Raw genomic sequence first — 20,979 nt, forward strand, 5'->3', positions numbered from 1 at the left:
TCCGGCGGGGGTGACCCAGGATGTCACAGCTGAGTCCAAACGGGTACCTGCGCGACGGTGACCTGCGCCGATCGACCGGCGACCGGTCCGTTTCCCCGGCTTCATCCGGTCTTCGGCCATCGGTGGCGGTGTCGCCACCGATGGCCGGTGTCCCCTTCCGGCCGGTCCGTGGCGGGCTCCGCCGATGCGCCCGGCGCGGTGGGCGAGCCGGCGCCGGACGGCTCGGCCGGCGCCGGGCTGCCGGTGACCGGAGCGCTGGAGGCGGGCGAGGTCGGGGTGGGCGCCGGCGGGGTGACGCAGTGGCACTCCGGGGTGCCGGTCCGCGGGCGCGTGGCGGTGGGCCGGCCGGCGGTGTCCGGGGCCCGGCCGCCGCGGGTGGCCGCGCGCGTGCCGGCCGGGACCGGGGCCCGGCCGGTGGCGTGGTCGGTCGTCGCCGCGGCACGCGACGCGGCGGTCCCCGGGCGGGCCACCGGCCCGGTCCGGGAGGCGGGCTCGCCGGTGGGCGGCTCGGTCGCCGGCGGTTCGCCGGTGGGCGGCCGGTTCCCGGGCGGCCGCTTCGCCGGCGGCCGGTGCCCGGGCGGTCGGTCGGCGGGTGGCCTCGCCCGGTGGGTCGTCGCGGCCGGTGGCGCCGCGGCGGCCCGGGCCCGGTCCGCGCGGGTGTCCGCCAGGCTCCGGGTCACCAGCAGGTACGACCCGATCGCGCCGACCAGCGCGACGAGACAGAGCGCGGTGATGCCGAGGAGTCGCCGGGGTGGCCGGGCGTCCGGCTCCGCGGGCACGGTGCGCCACTCCATCAGCGCTCCGGGGAACGTGCTCAGCCCGGTGGACGTCACGTCCGGCCCCGCGGCGCGCCCGGCCGGGCGGCGGCCCAGGTCGTATTTCACCGAGCGCCACGCTCCGCGCAGCTCGTCGCGGATCCGTAGCCACAGGCTCATCAACAGCTCTCCGATCTGGTCTGGCACGCTGTACGCGTGAGCGAACCCGTCACCACCGAACCGGCCGGATGGATCAACCTGCCGGACCTGTCCGAGAAGCTCGGCGTGTCGATCAGCAAGGTCAACCAGATGATCAAGGACGGCCACCTGATCGCCGTCCGCCGGGACGGCGTCCGGGTGGTCCCTGAGGAACTGGTGGCCAACGACACCGTCCGCAAGCACCTGCCGGGCGTGCTGACCCTGCTCCGCGACGCCGGGTACAACGACGAAGAGGCCCTCCGGTGGCTGTATGCGGCGGACCCGCAGGTCGGCGGCAGCCCGGCGATCGCGCTCGGCGGACCGCAGGCGCGCGAGATCAAGCGGCGCGCGCAGGCGCTGGGTTTCTGAGCGGATGCGGCACCTGGCGTACCTCGCCGTGCTCGCCGGATGCCTGGCCGGCGCCCTGTGGCTGGAGCCGATCCTGCGGGTCAACGTGCTGCGCCGGTGGCGGCGGCTGGCGCTGACCGTGCTGCCGGTGGCGGCCGTCTTCGTGCTCTGGGACCTGGCCGCGATCGCCGCCGGTCACTGGACCTTCGACCCGGCGCAGATCACCGGCATCCACCTCGGCGGCGGGCTGCCGCTGGACGAGGTGCTGTTCTTCGTGGTCGTACCGATCTGTGCGGTGCTCGGATTCGAGGCGGTCCGCGCGGTGCTGCGACGGCCGGCGGGGGACGAGTGACCTACACCACCGCGGCCGTGCTCGGTGTGCTGGCCGCCGTCCTCGTCGACCTGTTCGCGCTGCGCACCCGGCTGGTCACCCGCCTGGTCTTCTGGGCCACCTATCCGATCATCTTCGGCTTCCAGCTGATCTCGAACGGCATCCTGACCGGCCGGAACATCGTCATCTACGACCCGGACGCGATCCTCGGCCGGCGGCTGGTCCACGCGCCCGTCGAGGACCTGCTCTTCGGCTTCGCGCTGGTGCTGAGCACCCTGTCGGTCTGGGTGGCGCTGGGCCGGCACGGCATCCAGCGCACCCCCGCCGCCGGCGACGGCAGCCGCCTGCTCCGGTGGCTCAGACGGAACGGCGAGTAGCCGCGTCGGCCAGCCGGCGCAGCACGTCCCGCGCCTGCGCCTCGATCGGCGCCGCGGCCAGCGCCGCCAGGGCCGCGGTCATCAGCTCGTCGATCCGCGCCTCGGTCGCCGCCAGCGCGCCGCTGTCCCGGATCACCGCGCACAGCCGCTGCACCCCGGCGTCGTCCAGCGCCGGGTCGCCCAGCGCCGCGTCCAGCTCCGCCCGACCGGTCTCGCCGAGGTTGCCGAACGCGGCCGCCACCAGGTACGTCCGCTTGCCCTCGCGCAGGTCGTCGCCGGCCGGCTTGCCGGTGTGCGCCGGGTCGCCGAACACCCCGAGCACGTCGTCGCGCAGCTGGAACGCCTCGCCCAGCGGCAGCCCGAACGCGGAGTAGGCGGCGGACACCTCCGGATCCGCCCCGGCCAGTGCCGCGCCGAGCAGCAGCGGCTGCTCCACGGTGTACTTGGCCGACTTGTAACGGGCCACCTTGCCGGCCCGTTCCAGCGAGGTGTCCGCGGTCGCCTGGGTCAGCACGTCCAGGTACTGCCCGACGGTCACCTCGGTACGCATCGCGTCGAACACCGGCCGGGCGCGTTCCAGGTCGTCGCGCGGCATCCCGGACCGGTGCAGCAGCTCGTCCGACCAGACCAGGGACAGGTCGCCGAGCAGCACCGCGGCGCAGTCGCCGAACCCGGCCGCGCTGCCCCGCCAGCCCTCGCCGGCGTGCAGCTTCTCGAACCGGCGGTGCACCGACGGCACCCCGCGCCGGGTGTCCGACCGGTCCATCAGGTCGTCGTGGATCAGCGCGCTCGCCTGCACCAGCTCCAGCGCCGCGACCGCCGCCACCACCTGATCCGAGTCGGCGCCCCCGGCGCCGCGGAAACCCCAGTACGCGAACGCGGGCCGCAGCCGCTTGCCGCCACCGAGCACGAACTCGGACACCGAGGCGGCCACCTCGGCCAGCGCCGGGTCGATCGCGAGCAGCCGGTCACGCTGCCCGGTGAGGAATCCGGTCAGCGCCTGATCGACACGCGGCCGCAGGTCGGCCACGTCGAGCGGGGATCTTGTCACGACCGCGACGCTACTTGCTCGTGCGTATCGGCCGGGTAACCGGCCCGGTAGAGTTCCGGTGTGTCTCTGGGACTTCCCTCCAAGCTGCCCGGCACCCCGTCGATCGGCGAGCTGGTCCGCGGCGCGGCGCCGACGTTCTCGTTCGAGTTCTTCCCGCCCAAGACGCCGGACGGGGAGCGGCTGCTGTGGCAGGCGATCCGCGAGCTGGAGTCGCTGCGGCCCAGCTTCGTGTCGATCACCTACGGCGCGGGCGGCACCACCCGGGAGACCACGGTGGCGGTCACCGAGCGGGTGGCCACCGAGACCACCCTGCTGGCGATGGCCCACCTCACCGCGGTCGATCACTCGGTCGCCGACCTGCGCAACGTGATCGGCCGGCTGGCCGGGGCCGGGATCCGCAACGTGCTGGCGCTGCGCGGCGACCCGCCGGGCGACCCGATGGGCGAGTGGGTGCGGCACCCCGACGGCGTCCTCTACGCCGCGGAGCTGGTCTCGCTGATCCGCGAGTCCGGGGACTTCAGCGTGGGGGTGGCGGCTTTCCCGTACAAACACCCCCGCTCGGCCGACGTGGCCGGCGACACCCGCCACTTCATCCGCAAGTGCCGGGCCGGCGCGGAGTACGCGATCACCCAGATGTTCTTCGACGCCGACGACTACCTGCGGCTGCGCGACCGGGTGGCGGCGGCCGGATGTGACACCCCGATCGTGGCCGGGGTGATGCCGGTCACCCGGATGGCCACCATCGAGCGGTCCACCCAGCTGTCCGGGGCGCCGTTCCCGCCGCAGCTGCTGCGCCGCTTCGAGCGGGTCGCCGGTGACGAGGCGGCGGTCCGCGAGCTGGGCATCGAGACCTGCTCACAGATGTGCGCGCGGCTGCTCGAGGAGGGCGTGCCGGGCATCCACTTCATCACCATGAACCGGTCCACCGCGACCCGCGAGGTCTGGCAGCGGCTGGCCCCCTCGGAAGTCGCCGCGGCCGGCTGAGGCGCGCGGGTGACCTGGGACGAGTACGCGACCGCCTGGTCCGGGCTGCACGGCGGGTTCGACCCGCGGCGCGCGTCGCGGCTGGTCCGGGGGTGGGTGCGTGCGGCGTACGCGATCGGCTCCTGGCTGGGCCGCCACCGGGTGTCACCGGCGGCGGTGACCACCGCCGGCGTCCTGGTCTGCGCCGCGGTGCCGCTGATCGCGCTGGCCGGACGGCCCGGCCTGCCGGCCGGTGCGCTGCTGGTGCTGGTCGCCGCGGCGGCGGACGGCCTGGACGGCGCGGTCGCGGTGATCACCGGGCGGGTGACGAGAACCGGATTCGTGTACGACTCGGTCGCCGACCGCCTCGGCGAAGCGGCCTGGCTGGCCGCCTTCTGGGTGGCCGGCGCGCCGGGCTGGCTGGTCACCGCGGCCGGCGCGGCGAGCTGGCTGCACGAGTACGTCCGGGCCCGCGCCACCGCCGCCGGGATGTCCGAGATCGGTGTGGTGACGGTGGGGGAGCGGCCCACCCGGGCGCTGATCGCCGGCCTCGGCCTGGCCCTGATCGCCGTGCTCGGGATGCCGTGGCTGCCGCCGGCCCTGTGGGTGGTCATGCAGCTGATCGGGCTGGCGCAGCTGTCCGCCGCCGTCCGGCACGCGCTGCGCTGACCGCAGCCCGCCCGCCTCGCCGCGCCGCTGTGCCGCGGCCGTGCCCGGCGTGCCCGGTGCTCCCCAGCCGTGCCGGCGTGTGCGGTGTGCCGCAGCCGTGCCGGCGTGTGCGGTGCGCCGCAGCCGTGCCGGCGTGTGCGGTGTGCCGCAGCCGTGCCGGCGTGTGCGGTGTGCCGCAGCCGCACCGGCGTGCCCGGTGTGCCGCAGCCGGGCCCGGCGCCGCGGGGTGTGCCCGGCACCGGCCATCCTGCCTCGCCACGCTCCGGGCACACCGTCCGAAGAGGTCGTCCGGCGCAATGAACAGACCTTTATTCAGTTGTCGCCGGTCGATGCCCAGCATATTTTCTTCCTCGGCGGGGACGCCCCTGAGCTGCTGGTTTGCCGAGAAAATAGGGTTGACGGAGGTGATACGGAATGAGCGCGGTTCTGGTCCTGAACGCCGACTGCGGACCGCTGCACCGGGTCAGCCTCCGGCACGCGATCCGGATGCTGTTCCGTCAGGTGGCGGTGGTGCACGAGGCGCAGCCGGACGCGACCATCGGGGTGTTCCCGGTGCCGACCGTGGTGCGGCTGGTCAGTTACGTGGTGACCCGCTGGCGCCGTGGCCGGGGCCCGAGCTGGTCCCGCGCCGGCGTGCTGGCCCGGGACAAGCGGACCTGCGGCTACTGCGGCGACCCGGCCACCACCATCGACCACGTGCTGCCCCGCTCCCGTGGTGGCGGCAACGAGTGGCGGAACACCGTGGCCGCCTGTGGCCGCTGCAACAACCGGAAGGGCGCCCGGACGCCCGCGGAAGCCCGGATGCCGTTGCGCGTCACGCCGTACGCGCCGGCCTGGGTGGCTTTCGCCTGAGACCGGCGGCCGGCGGGTGAACACGGGGACTCGCCGGCCGCCCTCGCCCGCTCCCCGGATCGTCCGGTTGCGGATGATCCGGGGATAACCTTGTCCCATGCCCGCCCCGGACCGCACCGTGCTCGACGTCAGCCGCCTCCTGAACGAGGCCGGTCACGCCCTGACGAACCGTCTCGCCGCCGCGCTCGCCGAGGCCGACCTGACCCCGCGTATGCAGTGCGTGCTGGTGCACGCGCTGGAGCAGGAGCGCACCCAGATCCAGCTGGCCGCCCTGGCCGGCCTGGACAAGACCACCATGGTCGGCACCGTCGACGAGCTGGAGCGGCGCGGGCTGGCCGAGCGGCGCGCCTCGGCCGCCGACCGGCGGGCCCGGATCATCGCGGTCACCGAGAAGGGCCGGCTGGCCGCCGAGCAGGGGCAGCGGATCGTCGACCGGGTGCACGGCGAGGTGCTCGCCGGTTTCCCGGCGGAGTCCCGTGCCGGATTCCTCCAGCTCCTCGAAGCGCTGGCGAGCGACTCGGCGGCCGGGCCGCAGCCGGTGCGCCGCCCCCGCGGCAGGTGACCACGGCGACAAACGATCCCGTACGTAATAGGTTTCTTCGAGATAGTCCCGAAGCGGATTATCTGTTACGGTCGGGCCATGAGTCCTACGCGTGGGGCAACACTTGCCGTGCTGTGCACCGTCGCGCTGATGATCGTGCTGGACAGCACCATCGTCGCCGTGGCCGTCCCGGCCATTCAGCGGGATCTCGCCTTCACCCCGGCCGGCGTCGCCTGGGTGGTCAACGGCTACCTGGTCGCCTTCGCCGGTCTGCTGCTGCTCGCCGGCCGGCTCGGCGATCTGCTGGGCGCCCGGCGGGTCTTCCTGACCGGCCTGACCGTCTTCACCGCCGCCAGCCTGCTCTGCGGCCTCGCGCCGACCGGTGCGCTGCTGGTCGCCGGCCGCTTCGTGCAGGGCGCCGGCGGGGCACTCGCCTCCGCGGTGGTGCTCGGCATGATCGTCCGGCTCTACCCGGAGCCCGGCCCGCAGGCCCGCGCCGTGGGCATCTTCAGCTTCACCCAGGCCGGCGGCGCCGCGATCGGGTTCGTCGTCGGCGGCGTGCTGACCGACCTGGCCGGCTGGCCCGCCATCTTCCTGATCAACGTCCCGGTCGGCCTGGCCGCCTGGGTCCTCGGCCGGCGCCTGCTGCCGGTCACCGCGACCGCCGCCACCGGCCGGATCGATCTCCCCGGCGCGGTGCTGATCACCGCCGGACTGTCGCTCGGCGTCTACGCCATCGTCGCGGCCGGCGAGCCGGCCCCGCCGGCTCCCGTCTGGTCGCTCGCCGCGGGCGCGGCACTGCTGGTCCTCGCTTTCCTGGTACGCCAGGGCCGGGCGCCCGAACCCCTCGTCCCGCTCCGCCTGCTGCGCCGCCCGTGGCTGCTCGCCGCGAACGCCGCTGTCCTGCTGATCCTCGCCGCCGGGATGGGCTTCCAGTTCGTCAACACGCTGTTCCTGCAGCGGGTGATGGGCTTCGACGCGCTGCGCACCGGGCTCGGCTTCCTGCCCACCCCGATCGTGATCGGCCTGGTGTCACTGCTCACGGCCGCCCGGCTGACCGCCCGGTTCGGCCCACGCCGGGTGCTGCTGGCCGGCCTGCTGCTGCTCGCCGGCGGGCTGGCCCTGCTGGCCCGGGTGCCGGCCGACCCGTCCTACGCCGCCGACGTGCTGCCCGGACTGCTCGCCGTGGGCCTGGGCGTCGGCGTGGCCATTCCGGCGATCATGATGCTGGCGATGGCCGGCGCGTCCACCGGGGACACCGGGTTGGTGTCCGGTCTGACCAACACCGCCCAGCAGGCCGGCGCCGCACTCGGCCTCGCCGTGCTCGCCGTGGTGTCCGCCGGCCGGACGTCCGCCCGCCTCGACTCCGGCGTCCCCGAGATCGTGGCCCTGCGTGACGGCTACGGCCTGGCGTTCCTGACCGCCGCCGCCTTCGTCCTGGCCGCCGCCCTGATCACCCTGACCGCTCTGCGCCACCCGCCCGCGGCGATCCCGCCATCCAGCGAACCGACTCCCGCCATGACCGCTTCCGATCGCGCCGCCCGCCCGGTGTCGCGTAAGGCCTGAGGCGTCGTGCCGGAGCCGTACCGATGGCCGGTGGCTCGGTTCCCGGCGTCGCGAGGGCGCGCTCGGGCGCGGCGGGCGGGCCCTCGATCGGCCGCCGGGGCGGCTCGGGGACCGGGGTGGCGGCTGGGATGCTGCGGTGCGGCCCTCGATCGTCCGGGGCGTCTCAGGGGCCGGGGTGGCGGCTGGGATGCTGCGGTGCGGCCCTCGATCGTCCGGGGCGTCTCAGGGGCCGGGGTGGCGGCCGGGCCGCTGCGGGGCGGCCCGCGCTCGGCGGGGCCGGGGTGGTTCAGGGCGCCGGGACGGCCGGCTGGGGTGCAGCGGCCTGGGGAGTTGCGGGGCGGCCTGCGGCCGGCCGGCCGCGATGGCGCTCGCGCTCCAGCCAGAACTCGGCGATCAGCAGCGGGACGGTCCAGCCCAGCCAGGCCGCGGCCGCCGACGCCACCCAGCTCAGCAGGCCCTCGTCGCCGTGGAAGGTGGTCTCCAGCTGCGGCGACAGGGTGATCACGAAGATCGCGGCCCAGATCCGGTTGGTGATGATCGAGGCGGTGAGCGCGAAGCTGCGGATCATCCACCGCCGGTGTTCGGCGAACCGGCGGCGCCGGGCGGCCCGCCAGCCGGCGGCGGTCACCGCGAGCCACAGCAGTCCGAGCAGCACGTCGCTGGCCCGGGTCGCCGGCCCGTACGGCGTGAACGCCCCGATGGTGAGCGCACACAATCCGGCGGGCAGCACACCGCCGAACACGTAGACCCGGCCGATCCGCCGGTGCGCGACCGGATGCCGCTGCCGCAGCCACGGCCAGATCTGCAGCACCGCCGTGGCCAGGGCCACGCCGCCGAACAGCACGTGCGGCACCAGCAGCCAGAAGTGCGCGACGCCCAGCGACGGCGGCTGCGGCACCCGGGAGCGTGCCGGATCGAAGCTCAGGTACGGCGGGAGCGAGAACACCATGAAGATCACCACGAGCGCCGCGAGCGGGACGATCCACGGGCGTCGCCACCATCGGGTCATGTCCATTCCTCCCTCTGCGTATGCCATACGCAAGTCAGCGTAGGGCATACGCAGTAGTTCGGGAAGCCCCTAGGATGGGGCGGTGCCGACCGAGATACCGCGTACGCTCAAGGTCCTCTGGGGGGTCGCGGAGCGCCCCGCGCGCGGCCCGCAACCCGCGCTGAGCCTGGATCGCATCGTCGCCACCGCGATCGAGATCGCCGATCGCGACGGCCTCGCCGCGCTCTCCATGGCCCGGCTCGCGGACCGGCTCGGCTGCGCGCCGATGTCCCTCTACCGGCACGTCGCCAACAAGGACGAGCTGCTGGTCTTCATGCAGAACACCGCGCCCGGCCCACCCCCGGAGCTGCCGCCCGGCTGGCGTGACGGCCTGGCCGCGTGGGCGCGCGCGTTGCGCGGCGTGCTGTACGCGCATCCGTGGATCCTGCAGGCCTCGGCCGGCCGGCCCCCGCTCGAGCCGGGTCAGCTCGCCTGGCTGGACCGCGGGCTGTCCGCGCTCGCCGGCACCTCGCTCAGCCACCGCGAACGCGTCCAGGTGGTGCTGGCCGCGCTCTACCTGACCCGCGGTGAGGCGCAGATCGGCGCGGTCCTGCTCAGCGGCACGCCGGACGTGGTCACGGACTACGGCGCCGTGCTCGACCGTTTCGTCACGGCTGACCGGTTCCCGGCCCTGGCCGAGGCCGTCGCCGACGGCGTCTTCCGCGGCGACGATGCCGACCGGTCCTTCGAGGTCGCGCTCGCCCGTCTCCTCGACGGCATCGAGCTCCTGGTGTCAACAAAACGTTGACATTTGCTAGCCTGCTCCGGTGCCCACCCCCGACGCCAGTGCCGCCGCCGCCCGCGCCGCTCACGATGCCGCCGCCGCCCGCGCCGCTCACGATGCCGCTGACGCCCGCGCCGCTCACGATGCCGCCGCCGCCCGCGCCGCTCACGATGCCGCTGACGCCCGCGCCGCTCACGATGCCGCCGCCGCCCGCGCCGCTCACGACGCCGCCGCCCGCGCCGCCGTCGCTCCTGATGTTGCCGAGGCCCGCGGTGCTGCTGGCGCCCGCGCCGCCGTCGCTTCTGATGTTGCCGAGGCCCGCGGTGCTGCTGGCGCCCGCGACGCCCTAGCTCCTGGCGTCGCCGAGACGCGCGGTGCCGCTGACGCCCGCGCCGACGCGCCCGGCCTCGCCGGGTTGCGCGCCATTCCCGCCCGCCGGGCCCGGCTCGACGCTGACGAGCTGGCTCTGATCGATCAGGCCCGCCGTGCCGGCGCCACCTGGCCGGCGATCGCCGAGGCGCTGGGCCTGGCCAGCCGTCAGGCGGCCGAACAGCGCCGGCATCGCCTGGCGCAGGCCCTCGCGCGCGACGCCCGGCCGCAGCGGGCGCGGCTGGATCAGGGGTACGGCGAAAGCCTCGCCCGGCTGCGCGAATCCGCGCTCGACCTGCACCGCCGGATCGGCGCGGATCGGCGCTGGGATGGCCGTTTCCGCCGGGCCGCCCTGGTCCGGGAAACCCTCGCGGCGGCCCCGGACGCGCCGCCGGGCGCCCTCTATGACCTGGTCTCCCAGGCGTTGGCCGATCTCACCGCCGCCCCGGAGACCGCCGGCCCGGCTGATCGCACCGGCCCGGCGGACCCCGCCCGGCCGGGCGGGCCGGCCCGCCTTCCGGTGCCGCTGCGGGCGGCCGTGGAGCGGCTGCGGGAGCGGTGGGCGAACGCAAACCCGGATTGACAGTCAGCCGCTCAACTCTCCAGGATGTGAGTCCGGTCGACTCAATTCCGGAGGGCCTATGCGCCGCAACGCCGTGCTGTTCGTGTTGATCTCACTCTGCTCCGGGTTCGGCAGCACCGCGATGAGCGTCGCCGCGAACCTGTGGATCCTCGACCTCACCGGCTCGGCGAGCCTGGCCGTGCTGGCTGCCCTCGGTGTCTACGCGCCGGCCCTGGCCGCGCCCTGGCTCGGCGCGCTGGTCGACCGCTTGCCCCGCCGACCGCTGCTCATCACGATCGACCTGCTGGTCAGCGCCGCGATCCTGGTGCTGCTCGCGGCGCCGTCCGCCGGCGCGATCTACGTGGTGCTGCTGTTCCGTGGCCTCAGCTACGTTCTGCTGGACGCCGGGGAGAGCGCGCTGCTGCCGGCCGCGCTGCCGCCGCGCCTGCTCGGTGACGTCAACGGCTGGCGCGCCAGCGCCCAGGAGGGCATGAAACTGCTGGCCCCGCTGGCCGGTGCGGCCCTCTACACCTGGCGCGGCGCGCCGGCAGTGGTCCTCGTCTGCGCCGCGCTCCCGATCGCCACCGCTGTCCTGTACGCCGTGGTCAAGCTCCGCCCAGCCATCCCGGCTCCGGACGCGGACATCCGTGCGCCCACCCCGGTTCCGGGCGCGGAGGTCCGTGCGCCCGCTCCGGCCCCACCACCGGGCGCGGACGTCCGTGCCCCTGCCCCGGCTCCACCACCGGGCGCGGACGTCCGTGCGCCTGCCCCGGCTCCCGCGACGCGCGCGGGCACCGGGGAACCGGCCGCCGACCGCCCCGCGCCCGGCCCACCGGACGGGCCGGACGGGCCGGACGGGCCGGACGCCGCCGGCCGCGCGGTGACCCTCGGGTGGGGCAGCGTCCGGGCCGGGCTGGCCGCGCTGTGGCGCGAGCCGCTGCGGACGCCGGTGCTGGTGGCCGCGGCGGCGATCGCGGCCTCCGGCCTGACCAACGCCGCCGTGCTGCTGCACCTGGTCGACGGCCTGCACCGCCCGGCCGGCTACCTGGGCATCCTCTCCAGCGCGCAGGGCGCCGGCTCGATCCTCGGCGGCCTGCTGTTCGGCCGCCTGCTGGCCCGCCTCGGGGCCGCCCGGGTGGCCGCGCTCGGTGGCGCGCTCTTCGCCGCGGCCTGTCTGTGCTGGTCGCTGCCCTGGTGGCCGGGGATGGTCGCCGGGAGCGTGCTGGCCGGTCTCGGCCTGCCCTGGACGCTCATCGCCGGTGTCACCGCCATCCAGACCGGCACCCCGGACCACCTGCTGGGCCGGGTCTCCGCCACCGGGAACATGGTCATGTTCGGCCCGATCAATCTGGCCATCCCGCTGGGTTCGGCCCTGGCCCAGGTCGGCGCCCGCCCACCGCTGCTCCTGGCCGCCGTCCTGTCCCTGGTCGCGGCTCTGGTCGCCGGCAGCCGGCCGCGGCGCGGGGAGCCGACCGGCTGAGTGCCGGCTCCCCGCCGCCGGGCCTGGTGGGCGGGCGCCGAGCTATCCGGCGGCGCGCCCGGCGACGGCGGGGGCGTCCGGGACCGGCCGCGGATCACCGACCAGATGCCGCCGCATGTAGTCGCGCAGCCCGGCCGGGCGGTTCACCGGGCAGACCAGACCGATGTGCCCGTCCGGGCGTACCAGCAGGAAATTGGCCGGGTCGCCGAGCGACCGGGCCGCCTCGCGGCCGGCGGCGGCGATCGGCACGAACGTCATCGGCGCCGGGCAGGCGGCCTGCACCAGGCGCAGCGCGTTCTCGGCCGCGGTGTCCGCGTAACGCATGTGGTGCAGCAGGGTCCACCGGTTGTAGCCGAGCAGATCGTGCAACCGGCTCGGATGCCCGTCCGCGGTGACCACCGGGACGTCCGGCAGGCGGTCGCCGGCCCGGGGCCCGCCGGTCGGCCAGCGGCTGCGGTGCCAGGAGAGCGGGCTGTGGCGATGGTGGCGGCCGAAGTCGCTCATCATCCACTCGGTGCGCCGCTGCATCGACGACGACCTCAGCATGGCGCCCACCAGCAGGCCGCGCAGCCCGTTCGCCCCCGGTGGCAGGACCATCTCCATCGGGCTGGTCCGCATGTCCCGGATCACGCCCTCGGCCAGCACGCGCTGCTCCGCGTCGTACGTGTCCAGCAACGGGTCGGCGGCCTGCCCGCGATGCACCGCGGCGAGCTTCCAGCCGAGGTTGTACGCGCCCAGCATGCCGACGTTCATCCCGTGCCCGCCCAGCGGAGCCCAGGTGTGCGCGGCGTCGCCGGCCAGCAGCACCCGGCCGGAGCGCAGCCGGGTGGCGATGCGGTCGGCGAACCGGGCCCGGCTCAGCCAGACCGGTTCGGTGAGCACCAGGTCCAGCTCCGGCATCCGGGCCGCCTCGGCCACCAGGTCCCGCAGCTCGCGCAGCGTGGGCGCGTCGTCCTGCCGCGGCTCCGGATTGTCGCGTACGCAGAAGATCCGGTACCCGCAGCCGGGCGTGGGGAAGGCGATGACAGACCGGTAGGGAGCGAGGAAGAAGTACCCGTTCCCCGGCTTGTCGGTCAGCGACCAGGACGGGACGACGTTGCCCTGCACCACCTGCATGTTGCGGCGTTCCGCGCCGGGGAAGGCGATGCCGAGCCGGCGCCGCACCGTGCTGCGCACGCCGTCGCAGCCGACCACCCAGGCCGCCTCGATGTGTTCCACCCGCTGGTGCGGATGCTCGACGGTGACGTGCACCCCGGCGTCGTCCTGCGCCAGGTCGGTGACGCGGGTCCGCCAGTCGACCGTCACCCCCAGCCGGGCGAGCTCCTCGGTGAGCAGCCGCTCGATCTGGTGCTGCTCGATGGTCATGGCGGTGGGGTAGCGGGAGGAGAGCCGTCCGGTGATGAACGTGCCGACCCGGCGTCCGGACGAGAACACGGTGCCGCTCTCCATCTCGTACGCGTGCCGCCGGATGGTCTCGCCCACCCCGAGCGCCCCCAGCGCCTCGCCGGCCCGCGGGAAGATCACGTCAGCGCGTGGCTCCCGGTTCGTGCCGGGGGCGCGGTCGACCACCCGCACCCGCATGTCCAGCCGGCGTAGGGCGATGGCCATGGTCAGCCCGACCGGGCCGGCGCCGACCACGAGCACCTCGACGTCCTGTTTCATTGTCGTCCTCCGTGTCGTCGTGGTCAGGCCGGGTAGGCCTCGATGACGCTGAGCGGGGCGGCCGCCTCGACCATCCGGCCGAACCGCAGCCCCGCCTCCGTCAGCAGTTCGGTGTGCTCGGACAGGGTTCGCTCGCGGCCGCCGTACACGATCATCATGGCGACGTCGAGGACCTTGCTGGGGTGGAAGTCGTCGCCGGGCGGGACGACGGCCTCGATCAGCAGCAGCCGGCTCTCCGGCGTCATCGCGGTCCGGCAGTTGCGCAGCAGGGTGACCGCGTCCGCGTCCGACCAGTTGTGCAGCACCCCCTTGAGCAGGTAGAGATCGGCGCCGGCGGGAACGGTCTGCAGGAAGTCGCCGCCGACCACGGCGCACCGCTCGGCGAGCCCGGCGGCCGCCACCCGCTCGCGTGCCACGTCGGCGACCTCGGGCAGGTCGAAGACGACGCCCTCGGCGTCCGGGTAACGCTGCAGCAACACCGTCAGCAGACTGCCGTCACCGCCGCCGACATCGACGATCCGGCGTACCCCGCCGAAGTCGTAACCGGTGGCCAGCACGGTGCCCATGACCCGGCTGTGCTCGGCCATCGCGGAATGGAAGATGGTGCCGTGCTCGGGGTGGCGGGCGAGGTGCTCGAAGATCGGCTGGCCGTACACCGCGGAGAAGGCCGGATCCTGCGCGCGCACGCTGCTGCCGGCGTCGTCGTAGACCGGGTTGAGCATCCCCTGGAACCGTACCCACCAGTGCAGGGACTGCGGGTGCTCGGCGTCGAGCCGCTTGCCCATCTCGGTCAGCGCGAAGCGGCCGGGCGGGGTCTCGGTGCAGACCCCGACGCCGGCCAGCGCCCGCAGCAGCCGGTGCAGTCCCTGCGGGTGGGTCGCGGTTTTCTCGGCGAGCTCCTCGGCGCTACGCGGGCCGTCGGCGAGCAGGCCGGCCACGTCGAACTCGACCGCGAGTTGCAGGAGCCGGGCGGCCCCGAGCCCTTCGGCCATGCGCAGCAGGCGCAGCGCCTCGTCATGATCGGGCGAGAGTTGTCGGGTCGTCATGGGGTCTCCAAGAGTGGTAGGTGTCGGGGCGGGCGCCGCGGTCAGCGGGACCCCGGGTGTACGAGCAGCCGGGACGGGCCGTGGAAGACCAGGTCGTCGGCGTACGGAACGGGGTGTTCGGCCAGGCTCAGCCGCGGTAGCCGGCGCAGCAGCCCGGCCAGGCCGATCTCCGCTTCGAGGCGGGCCAGATGAGCGCCGACGCAGTAGTGGATGCCGATACCGAAACCGGTGTGACGGGTGGTGTCGCGGTGGATGTCGAGCCGGTCCGGGTCGGGGAAGCGGGCCGGATCGCGGTTCGCCGAGCCCAGCACCAGCACGACGGTGCTGCCCGCGTCGATGTGCCGGCCCCCGAGCGCCACGTCCTGCCGCGCCCGGCGCCGGACCATCTGCACCGGGCTGTCGTAGCGGATCAGCTCCTCGACGGCCGGTGGCATCGCCTCCGGGACCGCGCTCAGCTCGGCGTGCACGTCCGGGTGGCGCAGCAGCGCCAGCACCGACTTGGCCAGCAGGTTGGTGGTGGTCTCGTGTCCGGCGGTGAGCAGGTGGATGCAGGTCGACGCCAACTCCACGCCGGTGAGCCCGGCGGCGAGCAGGTGAGCGACCAGGTCGTCGGCGTCCGTGCGGCCCCGGCGCTCGGCCTGCGCCGCGAAGAAGTCCGACAGCTCCCGGGCGGCCCGGTCGGCGGCCGGGAAGCCGTCACCGCGGTGTGACGTGTTGGCCTGCTGCAGGGCCACGGCGTGCCGCCGCAGCCACCGGTGCTGTGCGGCGGGCACGCCCAGCAGATCGGCGATGACCAGGATCGGCAGCGGCGCCGCGAAGTCCGCGACCAGATCGACGACCGGGCGGCCGGCCAGGCCGGTGAGCAGGCCGTCGACCAGGGCCTCGATCCGTGGCCGCAGCGGGGTGACCCGGGCCTGGGCGAAGTGCCCGGCCACCTTCGAGCGCAGCGCGGTGTGCCGCGGCGGGTCCAGGAACACCAGCCAGTTCGTGACCACGTCGTGCAGCGCCGCGTAGCGCGCCGGGATCGGGACCGCGGAACCCCCGCCCGGCCCCCGGCGCCCGTACCGCCGGTCGCTCAGCACCGCGGACACGTCGTCGTAGCCGAAGACGTACCACGTGTCGGCGCCGTCGTGACGCTGCTGCCGGTGCACCGGGTCGGTGGCCAGGTAGCGCCGGTAGACCGGGTACGGATCGGCGATCTGTGCCGCGCCCAGGGCGAACGGCGGCATCCGGCCGGTGTCGACGACCGTGGTCATACCCGCTCCCGGGCGCTGAAGAAGGCGGCGTAGAAGGCGAGCATCTCGGTGACCCGGTCCGGCGCGGCCGCCACCTTGCCGGACGCCGCGGCGAGATGCTCGAAGCGCAGCGCCATCGAGCGGTTCGCGACGTCGGGGCGCGGGATGAACCGGGGTTCGGACTCCCACTCGAAGGAGGGGCCGGCGCTCGTGCCGGGACGTCCGGCCGGCATCGTGACCAGGACCTCGGCCAGCGGACCCATGATCCCGGTCATCACGTCGATGGCCGCGTTCATCAGCTTGGACCGGCGCAGGCTGGCGTCCGGGTCCTGGCCGAAGTGCTGCACCATCAGCTGGACCATCATGAAGTACGCGCGGTTGAACAGCTCCAGCACGGCGACCGCCTCCGGATCGGTGACCGGCTCGGTGTTCGGGTTGCCGGGATACAACGACGGGTTGCGGGCCAGCGGGTACGCCGGGGCCCACAGCTCGCGCCGCGCGCCGCCGCTCGCGGCGCGCTCGCCGAGCAGCCGGTCGGACAGCTCCAGGAAGATCTCGTAGTGCGACGGGCCGGCCTCGACCGGCGAGTCGATCCGCCCGCCCTCGCCCTGCTCGGTCACCACGTCGATGGCGAACAGCGCGCTGGCCAGGTCGTCGACGTACAGCTGGTAGTCCGGGTGCACCGCGTTGATCGACTCGCGCAGGAACAGGTGGTGCTCCCCGCCGCCCCGGCCGCGGCGGATCATGAACAGGTCGGGGACGTGTTCCAGGCCGGCGCGGATGTCGTCGTACAGCTCCGGGATCGAGTGGTAGCGGTGCTCGCCGCGGCCGGGCGGCACATCCGCCCCCGGCACGCCCAGGGCGGCCGGCACCGCGCCCGCCGGGCGTTCGATCGCGACGAACCGCTGCAGGGCACCCACGCTGAGCGGCTCCAGGGCGAAGTCCAGGGCCACCGGCAGGGTCCGGTTCAGCGTGCCGAAGGAGAAGACCGGTACGTGGAAGCCCTCACCCATCGCCATGACGATGTTGTTGATGGCCAGGAAGTGGATCATCTCTTCCCGGGCCACCTCGAGCAGCCGGCCACGCACGCCACCGTCGCGGCTGCGGCCCCCGTCCCCGCACGCCAGCCGGGCCTGCTCCGGAGTCCACCGGCCGCGGCGCACGAACTCGCGGGCCGCGCCGTAGGTCGGCACCGAGTACGCCGCGTACAGGTACTGCAGCATCACGGCCAGCTCCAGGGTGACCGCGTGCCGCAGCGCGACCAGCAGCTGCCCGCGGGTGGTGATCGCCAACCCGGTCCGGGCGCGCCCGGCGGACGCGACCGGCACCCGCGCCGTGGCCTGCTCGCGCCGCAGGAACTTGAGGAACAGGCCGGCCTTCGCCACCGACAGGTCCCGGGTCGGTGGCATGAACCAGGTGCGGGACCGGTTGGCCGGATCGGACATCTGCCAGAGCAGCCGGGCGTACGTGGCGACCTTGCACCGGTCGGCGAGGCTGAACACCTCCAGGCCCATGAACGAGTAGAGGAACTCGTAGTCGGCGAGCACCTCGCGGTACAACAGGTCGAACGTGACGTCCTCGGCCGGCACCCCGGCCAGGCGCCAGTCGTCGGGCAGCACCCGTACCGCCAGGTGGCCCGCGCCGGACCAGTAGCCCAGCGCGTCCGCCTCGTCGTAGGCCAGCGCGCACGAGCCGGGCTGCTCCGCACGACAGGGGCCGGTGTCGGGTTCCGGGGCGAGCAGGATCCGGGCCGCGCCGGCGCAGGCCCCGCGGACGGTGAACCGGCCCTCGCCCCGGGCGTCGGTGTCGACGGCACAGGTGTCGGCGAAGTCGCCGCCGGCCGCGACCGGTCCCGGCCGCACCTGCACCAGGCTCACGTCACCGCAGCGGGCCGACGCGGCGGCCGCGGCCGGGTCCAGCGGGCGGGACCGGGGGTTCAGGAACTGCCGTACCCGGATGCCGCCGACCGGCGCCGGGCGGCCGCGGACGTACGACCGGACGGTCACCGTCACCGCGTGGTCGTGGCCGCCGGAGGGTTCGGGGTGCTCCAGGAACAGGCAGGCGTCGTCGGTCTGTACCGTGACCTCCTCCTCGGCCACCAGCGCGCGCCGCTGCCCGGCCACCTCGCCGATCAGGCAGACGGTCTCGTCGAGGGGGCCGGGATGCAGGTTCGGCACGCTGACGATCCCGCTCGTCAGGTCGCACCCCGGGCCCGCGTACGCGGCATGGGGAATCCGGGCGAGCAGCCGGCCGGTGCGCATGGTCCGCAGTTCCAGGTCGCCGAGCCGGAGCCGGTCGGGACGGCGCCCGGGCGGGTCCGCCGGACCGGCGAGCGGCACCGCCGTGACCATGTTCAGGGTGACCCGGTCCGGCTCGATGGCGACCGTCACGTTGTGCATCGGGACCGGCCGTCCGGTCCACCCGGCGGCCCGCGGGGTCAGCAGCCGACCGGCGGGCCAGGTGCGCAGTTCGGTACGGCGCCACGGGGCCACCGTGCCCCAGACCGTCCAGTGGTTCGGCGCGTCCGGGGCGGCCGGCATCGCCATCGTGGCCAGGGCGAACTGGACGACGAGCCCGTCCACGCCGGGCTGCTCGACGGCGGCACGCAACCGGGCGACCGCGGGCGACGCCGCCGCCTCCGCGAGCCAGTGCAGGCCCTCGCCGGCCGGCAGGGCGAACTGGTGGACGGTGGAGCGGGCCAGCTCCGCGGCCAGCGGGTGCGCCGCGAGACCGCGGCAGTAGTCGAAGTGGTGCCATCGGGGCGGCTGGTAGCCGGACACGTCGCCGGTCAGCAGGTAGCCGTCCTCGTACGACCGGTCGCCGCGCCCCAGGCCGAACTGTCCGACCATCACCGTCGTCGTCCAGCGCGAGGACGGATCCAGGTCGAACACCCGGGCCCGGTTCGCGGTGGTGGCCAGGTACTCGTTGTAGTGGCCCCACATGTCCACCTGCCGGCCCACCACCGGATCGGCGGGATCCGGGCCGCCCGACGACTCCGCCGCGACCACCTCGGCGTCGATCCAGAAGTGGCTGTTACCGGCGAAGTTGTAGCCGGTCGAGGCGTTGAACGGCCCGTCCGGCGTTGCCCGGCCGGCGGCGTCGAAGCGCGGTCCCCGGCGCTCCAGCCAGGCGCGGTACTGCGCCGGCGGGGTGTCCACCGGCACCGGCCCGTCGTCGGTCAGCGCCCGGTTGGTCGCCAGGTCGAGCAGGCCACCACGCGGCCCGGTGGGCAGCTTGGTGGTGGCCGTCCCGCGGAAATGCAGGCGCGGGAGTTCGAGCACGCTCATCCGACGATCTCCGTGCAGATCGGCGCCGCGTCCGGCTCGACCGGGCTGACCGGCTCCGCCAGCAGCGACGGCTCCCGCATCAGCGCGGGGTCCGGCAGCGCGGCCGGCATCTGCATGACGATCCGGCTGACCGCGTCCAGCGCCGATTCCAGCGCGCCGTCGATCCACGCCGGCCGCGACGAACAGTGCTCCCCGGCGAAGTACAGCCGGCCCTGCGGCTGCTGCGCCAGCATGCGCTGCTCCTCGGCCGCCGCCGGGTCCATGCCCCAGTGGACCGAGCACCCGCCGTGGCTCCACGGGTACTGGCCCCAGGCCAGGCTCTTGGCGTTGAGCACCATGCCGGGCCGCAGCAGCTGCGGGTGCATCGGGGCGAGGTCGGCCAGCACGGCCGCGTACCGGGCCGCCGCGGACATCCGGCCGAGCAGCTCGGCGTCCTCGCCGACGCTGTAACTGGCGAGCAGGACCGCACCGAACGCCGGGTCGCCGTCGATCGGGGGATAGTACGTCTGACGTACCCGCCCGCCGCTCGACGAGGCGCCGCCGTTGATGCCCTCCCGCTGCCAGAACGCCTCCCGGCAGTGCAGCGCCACCTTGGTCGCGGGCACGTAGCGCACATCGTGGATGATCTGCAGCTTGTCGTCGCTGAAACCGGTGAGCCGCAGGCCGCGCAGCACCGAGAACGGCAGCGTGCACAGCACCTGGCCGCAGCGGCGCACCACGTGCCGGCCCTCGGCGCGCAGGTGGACCACCACCTCGTCGGGGCGTGACTCGATGCCGACGACCTCGTGCTGGCGGCGGATCGGCCCGTGGATGCGCCGGGCCAGCCGCCGGACCAGCTGGTCCATGCCGCCGCGCAGGCGGAACAGCTCGGTGCTGGTCTCCATCAGGATGTCGTCGAGGAAGCCCCGCAGCGGGTCCCGGCACGCCTCCCGCAGGGACGGGTGGGCGGCGAACAGCCCGTGCAGGTCGAAGGCGTTGCCGTCGTCGCGGACGAACGGCGCCAGGTTCAGCCGCTCCACATAGTCCAGCAGCCGGGTCCGCAGGTCCTGCCGCAGGTCCTGCCGTTGATCGGGCGGCGCGATGGCATCCACGACGAGGGTCAGCCAGGCGCCGAACATCAGCGACTCCGGCCGGTAGGTGTCCTGGGACAGGCCCTCGGCGATCTCGGCGGTCAGCTGCCGGGCGGCGTCCCGGAGCCGGACGTAGCTCTCCGCGGTACGCAGGAAGGCGTTCTTGTCGGCCAGCAGGCTGTGGAAGGAGCGCAACTCGTCGGTGAGACCGAGCTGGGCGACGTATCGCAGGGTGTTGCTGTGCCCCGCCGGAATACGCATGGCGCCCAGCTCGGCGAAGGGAGCGTCGGCCGAGTCGCCGAACCGGAAGGTGGAGATCCGGCCGCCGATCCGCCGGCTGCCCTCCAGCACTTCGACCGGGACGCCCAGCCGCTCCAGCTCGTATGCGGCGGCCAGCCCGGCGATGCCGGCGCCCAGGATGACCACGGTCCGGTCCGGGCGCTCGCCGCTTGTCCTGGGGCCGACCGTGTGGGTATGGGGGGTTCTCGGCGGTACCGGCATGGCTGTCGGTGATCGTCTGTACTTCATGGACTTTGCCTCCCGCGCGCTGTCGTCGAGTCCGTGGACCGACCGAAGTCGCATGGCAAAACTCCGGACATGACAGCGCTTGACGAATCAGCGAAGCGGACGTCGCCGCGCCGTATCGATTTGGTGGGTTTCTATTGACCAGGTCCTACCGAATGAATGCGTATTGCCAGACAATTTCGCTGAGTGATTCCCGGAACCGGCCGACGTATCGTTGCGGCACGCTTCCCGGTCCGCGCCGAGCGTCGGCCAGCAGCCGGGTTACTTCGCCGAGCATATGCGGTGCGTTCGGAACGTGCAGGTCAACCGCGCGGGTATCG

Annotated in this window: 19 protein-coding genes; 11 read left to right on the forward strand and 8 right to left on the reverse strand. The window is 74.3% G+C overall.

Going from position 1 to position 20,979, the window contains the following annotated elements; genetic code table 11:
• Window positions 1-101: 101 nt before the first annotated feature.
• The gene (locus ACTEI_RS07835; RefSeq protein ID WP_145830825.1) at window positions 102-962 is read right to left on the reverse strand and encodes a hypothetical protein; all 861 of its coding nucleotides are present in this window, start codon (window positions 960-962) and stop codon (window positions 102-104) included.
• A gap of 9 nt (window positions 963-971) precedes the next feature.
• On the opposite strand from ACTEI_RS07835, the gene ACTEI_RS07840 reads away from it, so the two are divergent.
• From ACTEI_RS07840 to ACTEI_RS07850, 3 genes are read left to right on the forward strand one after another with little or no spacing between them, the layout of a single operon-like run.
• Window positions 972-1,322, forward strand: a complete 351-nt coding sequence (locus ACTEI_RS07840; protein WP_122977037.1) for an Rv2175c family DNA-binding protein — start codon at window positions 972-974, stop codon at window positions 1,320-1,322.
• 4 nt (window positions 1,323-1,326) lie between these two features.
• Window positions 1,327-1,653 carry a lycopene cyclase domain-containing protein gene (locus ACTEI_RS07845; RefSeq protein WP_122977038.1) on the forward strand — a complete coding sequence of 109 codons (327 nt, stop codon included), beginning with the start codon at window positions 1,327-1,329 and terminating at the stop codon, window positions 1,651-1,653.
• Window positions 1,650-2,009, forward strand: coding sequence for a lycopene cyclase domain-containing protein (locus tag ACTEI_RS07850; RefSeq protein WP_122977039.1), 360 nt, complete (start codon window positions 1,650-1,652; stop codon window positions 2,007-2,009). The genes ACTEI_RS07845 and ACTEI_RS07850 overlap by 4 nt, the downstream gene beginning before the upstream one ends.
• Here the strand turns inward: ACTEI_RS07850 and ACTEI_RS07855 are convergent.
• The gene (locus tag ACTEI_RS07855) at window positions 1,990-3,060 is read right to left on the reverse strand and encodes a polyprenyl synthetase family protein (protein WP_122977040.1); all 1,071 of its coding nucleotides are present in this window, start codon (window positions 3,058-3,060) and stop codon (window positions 1,990-1,992) included. The genes ACTEI_RS07850 and ACTEI_RS07855 overlap by 20 nt on opposite strands.
• Window positions 3,061-3,120: 60 nt before the next feature.
• Between ACTEI_RS07855 and metF the strand changes: the two genes are divergently transcribed.
• From metF to ACTEI_RS07880, 5 genes are all read left to right on the forward strand, one after another.
• Window positions 3,121-4,044 (forward strand): methylenetetrahydrofolate reductase [NAD(P)H], encoded by a 924-nt coding sequence (gene metF, locus ACTEI_RS07860; RefSeq protein WP_122977041.1) that lies wholly within the window; start codon window positions 3,121-3,123, stop codon window positions 4,042-4,044.
• Window positions 4,045-4,053: 9 nt separating this feature from the next.
• Window positions 4,054-4,692 carry a CDP-alcohol phosphatidyltransferase family protein gene (locus ACTEI_RS07865; protein ID WP_122977042.1) on the forward strand — a complete coding sequence of 213 codons (639 nt, stop codon included), beginning with the start codon at window positions 4,054-4,056 and terminating at the stop codon, window positions 4,690-4,692.
• Window positions 4,693-5,106: 414 nt separating this feature from the next.
• Complete coding sequence (locus ACTEI_RS07870; protein ID WP_122977043.1) at window positions 5,107-5,544, forward strand: HNH endonuclease; 438 nt, start codon at window positions 5,107-5,109, stop codon at window positions 5,542-5,544.
• A 97-nt stretch (window positions 5,545-5,641) separates the two neighbouring features.
• A complete protein-coding gene (locus tag ACTEI_RS07875; protein ID WP_122977044.1) occupies window positions 5,642-6,106 on the forward strand; it encodes a MarR family winged helix-turn-helix transcriptional regulator in 465 nt (154 codons plus the stop codon).
• 78 nt (window positions 6,107-6,184) lie between these two features.
• Complete coding sequence (locus ACTEI_RS07880; protein WP_122977045.1) at window positions 6,185-7,651, forward strand: MFS transporter; 1,467 nt, start codon at window positions 6,185-6,187, stop codon at window positions 7,649-7,651.
• A gap of 286 nt (window positions 7,652-7,937) precedes the next feature.
• Here ACTEI_RS07880 and ACTEI_RS07885 read toward each other — a convergent pair whose 3' ends face one another.
• A complete protein-coding gene (locus ACTEI_RS07885; protein ID WP_122981979.1) occupies window positions 7,938-8,660 on the reverse strand; it encodes a DUF2306 domain-containing protein in 723 nt (240 codons plus the stop codon).
• A gap of 82 nt (window positions 8,661-8,742) precedes the next feature.
• Here ACTEI_RS07885 and ACTEI_RS07890 point away from each other — a divergent pair, with 82 nt between their 5' ends.
• The 3 genes from ACTEI_RS07890 to ACTEI_RS07905 are packed head-to-tail and all read left to right on the forward strand — an operon-like array spanning window position 8,743 to window position 11,834.
• The gene (locus ACTEI_RS07890; protein ID WP_122977046.1) at window positions 8,743-9,447 is read left to right on the forward strand and encodes a TetR/AcrR family transcriptional regulator; all 705 of its coding nucleotides are present in this window, start codon (window positions 8,743-8,745) and stop codon (window positions 9,445-9,447) included.
• Between the two features lie 19 nt (window positions 9,448-9,466).
• Window positions 9,467-10,375 (forward strand): hypothetical protein, encoded by a 909-nt coding sequence (locus tag ACTEI_RS38135; RefSeq protein WP_244940671.1) that lies wholly within the window; start codon window positions 9,467-9,469, stop codon window positions 10,373-10,375.
• Between the two features lie 58 nt (window positions 10,376-10,433).
• Window positions 10,434-11,834, forward strand: a complete 1,401-nt coding sequence (locus ACTEI_RS07905; RefSeq protein ID WP_122977049.1) for an MFS transporter — start codon at window positions 10,434-10,436, stop codon at window positions 11,832-11,834.
• A gap of 42 nt (window positions 11,835-11,876) precedes the next feature.
• Here ACTEI_RS07905 and ACTEI_RS07910 read toward each other — a convergent pair whose 3' ends face one another.
• The 5 genes from ACTEI_RS07910 to ACTEI_RS07930 are packed head-to-tail and all read right to left on the reverse strand — an operon-like array spanning window position 11,877 to window position 20,560.
• Window positions 11,877-13,496 (reverse strand): FAD-dependent monooxygenase, encoded by a 1,620-nt coding sequence (locus tag ACTEI_RS07910; RefSeq protein WP_122977050.1) that lies wholly within the window; start codon window positions 13,494-13,496, stop codon window positions 11,877-11,879.
• 23 nt (window positions 13,497-13,519) lie between these two features.
• A complete protein-coding gene (locus ACTEI_RS07915; protein WP_203723571.1) occupies window positions 13,520-14,542 on the reverse strand; it encodes a methyltransferase in 1,023 nt (340 codons plus the stop codon).
• A 41-nt stretch (window positions 14,543-14,583) separates the two neighbouring features.
• A complete protein-coding gene (locus ACTEI_RS07920; RefSeq protein ID WP_239082234.1) occupies window positions 14,584-15,798 on the reverse strand; it encodes a cytochrome P450 in 1,215 nt (404 codons plus the stop codon).
• Window positions 15,795-19,064: a ferritin-like domain-containing protein gene (locus ACTEI_RS07925; RefSeq protein ID WP_122977051.1), complete on the reverse strand. Its 3,270-nt coding sequence runs from the start codon at window positions 19,062-19,064 to the stop codon at window positions 15,795-15,797. Before ACTEI_RS07925 ends, ACTEI_RS07920 begins: the two co-directional genes overlap by 4 nt.
• Window positions 19,061-20,560: a flavin monoamine oxidase family protein gene (locus ACTEI_RS07930; protein ID WP_203723572.1), complete on the reverse strand. Its 1,500-nt coding sequence runs from the start codon at window positions 20,558-20,560 to the stop codon at window positions 19,061-19,063. The genes ACTEI_RS07925 and ACTEI_RS07930 overlap by 4 nt, the downstream gene beginning before the upstream one ends.
• Between the last annotated feature and the right edge of the window lie 419 nt (window positions 20,561-20,979).

Origin of the sequence: Actinoplanes teichomyceticus ATCC 31121, assembly GCF_003711105.1 — a bacterium.
GTDB classification, from domain to species: domain Bacteria; phylum Actinomycetota; class Actinomycetes; order Mycobacteriales; family Micromonosporaceae; genus Actinoplanes; species Actinoplanes teichomyceticus.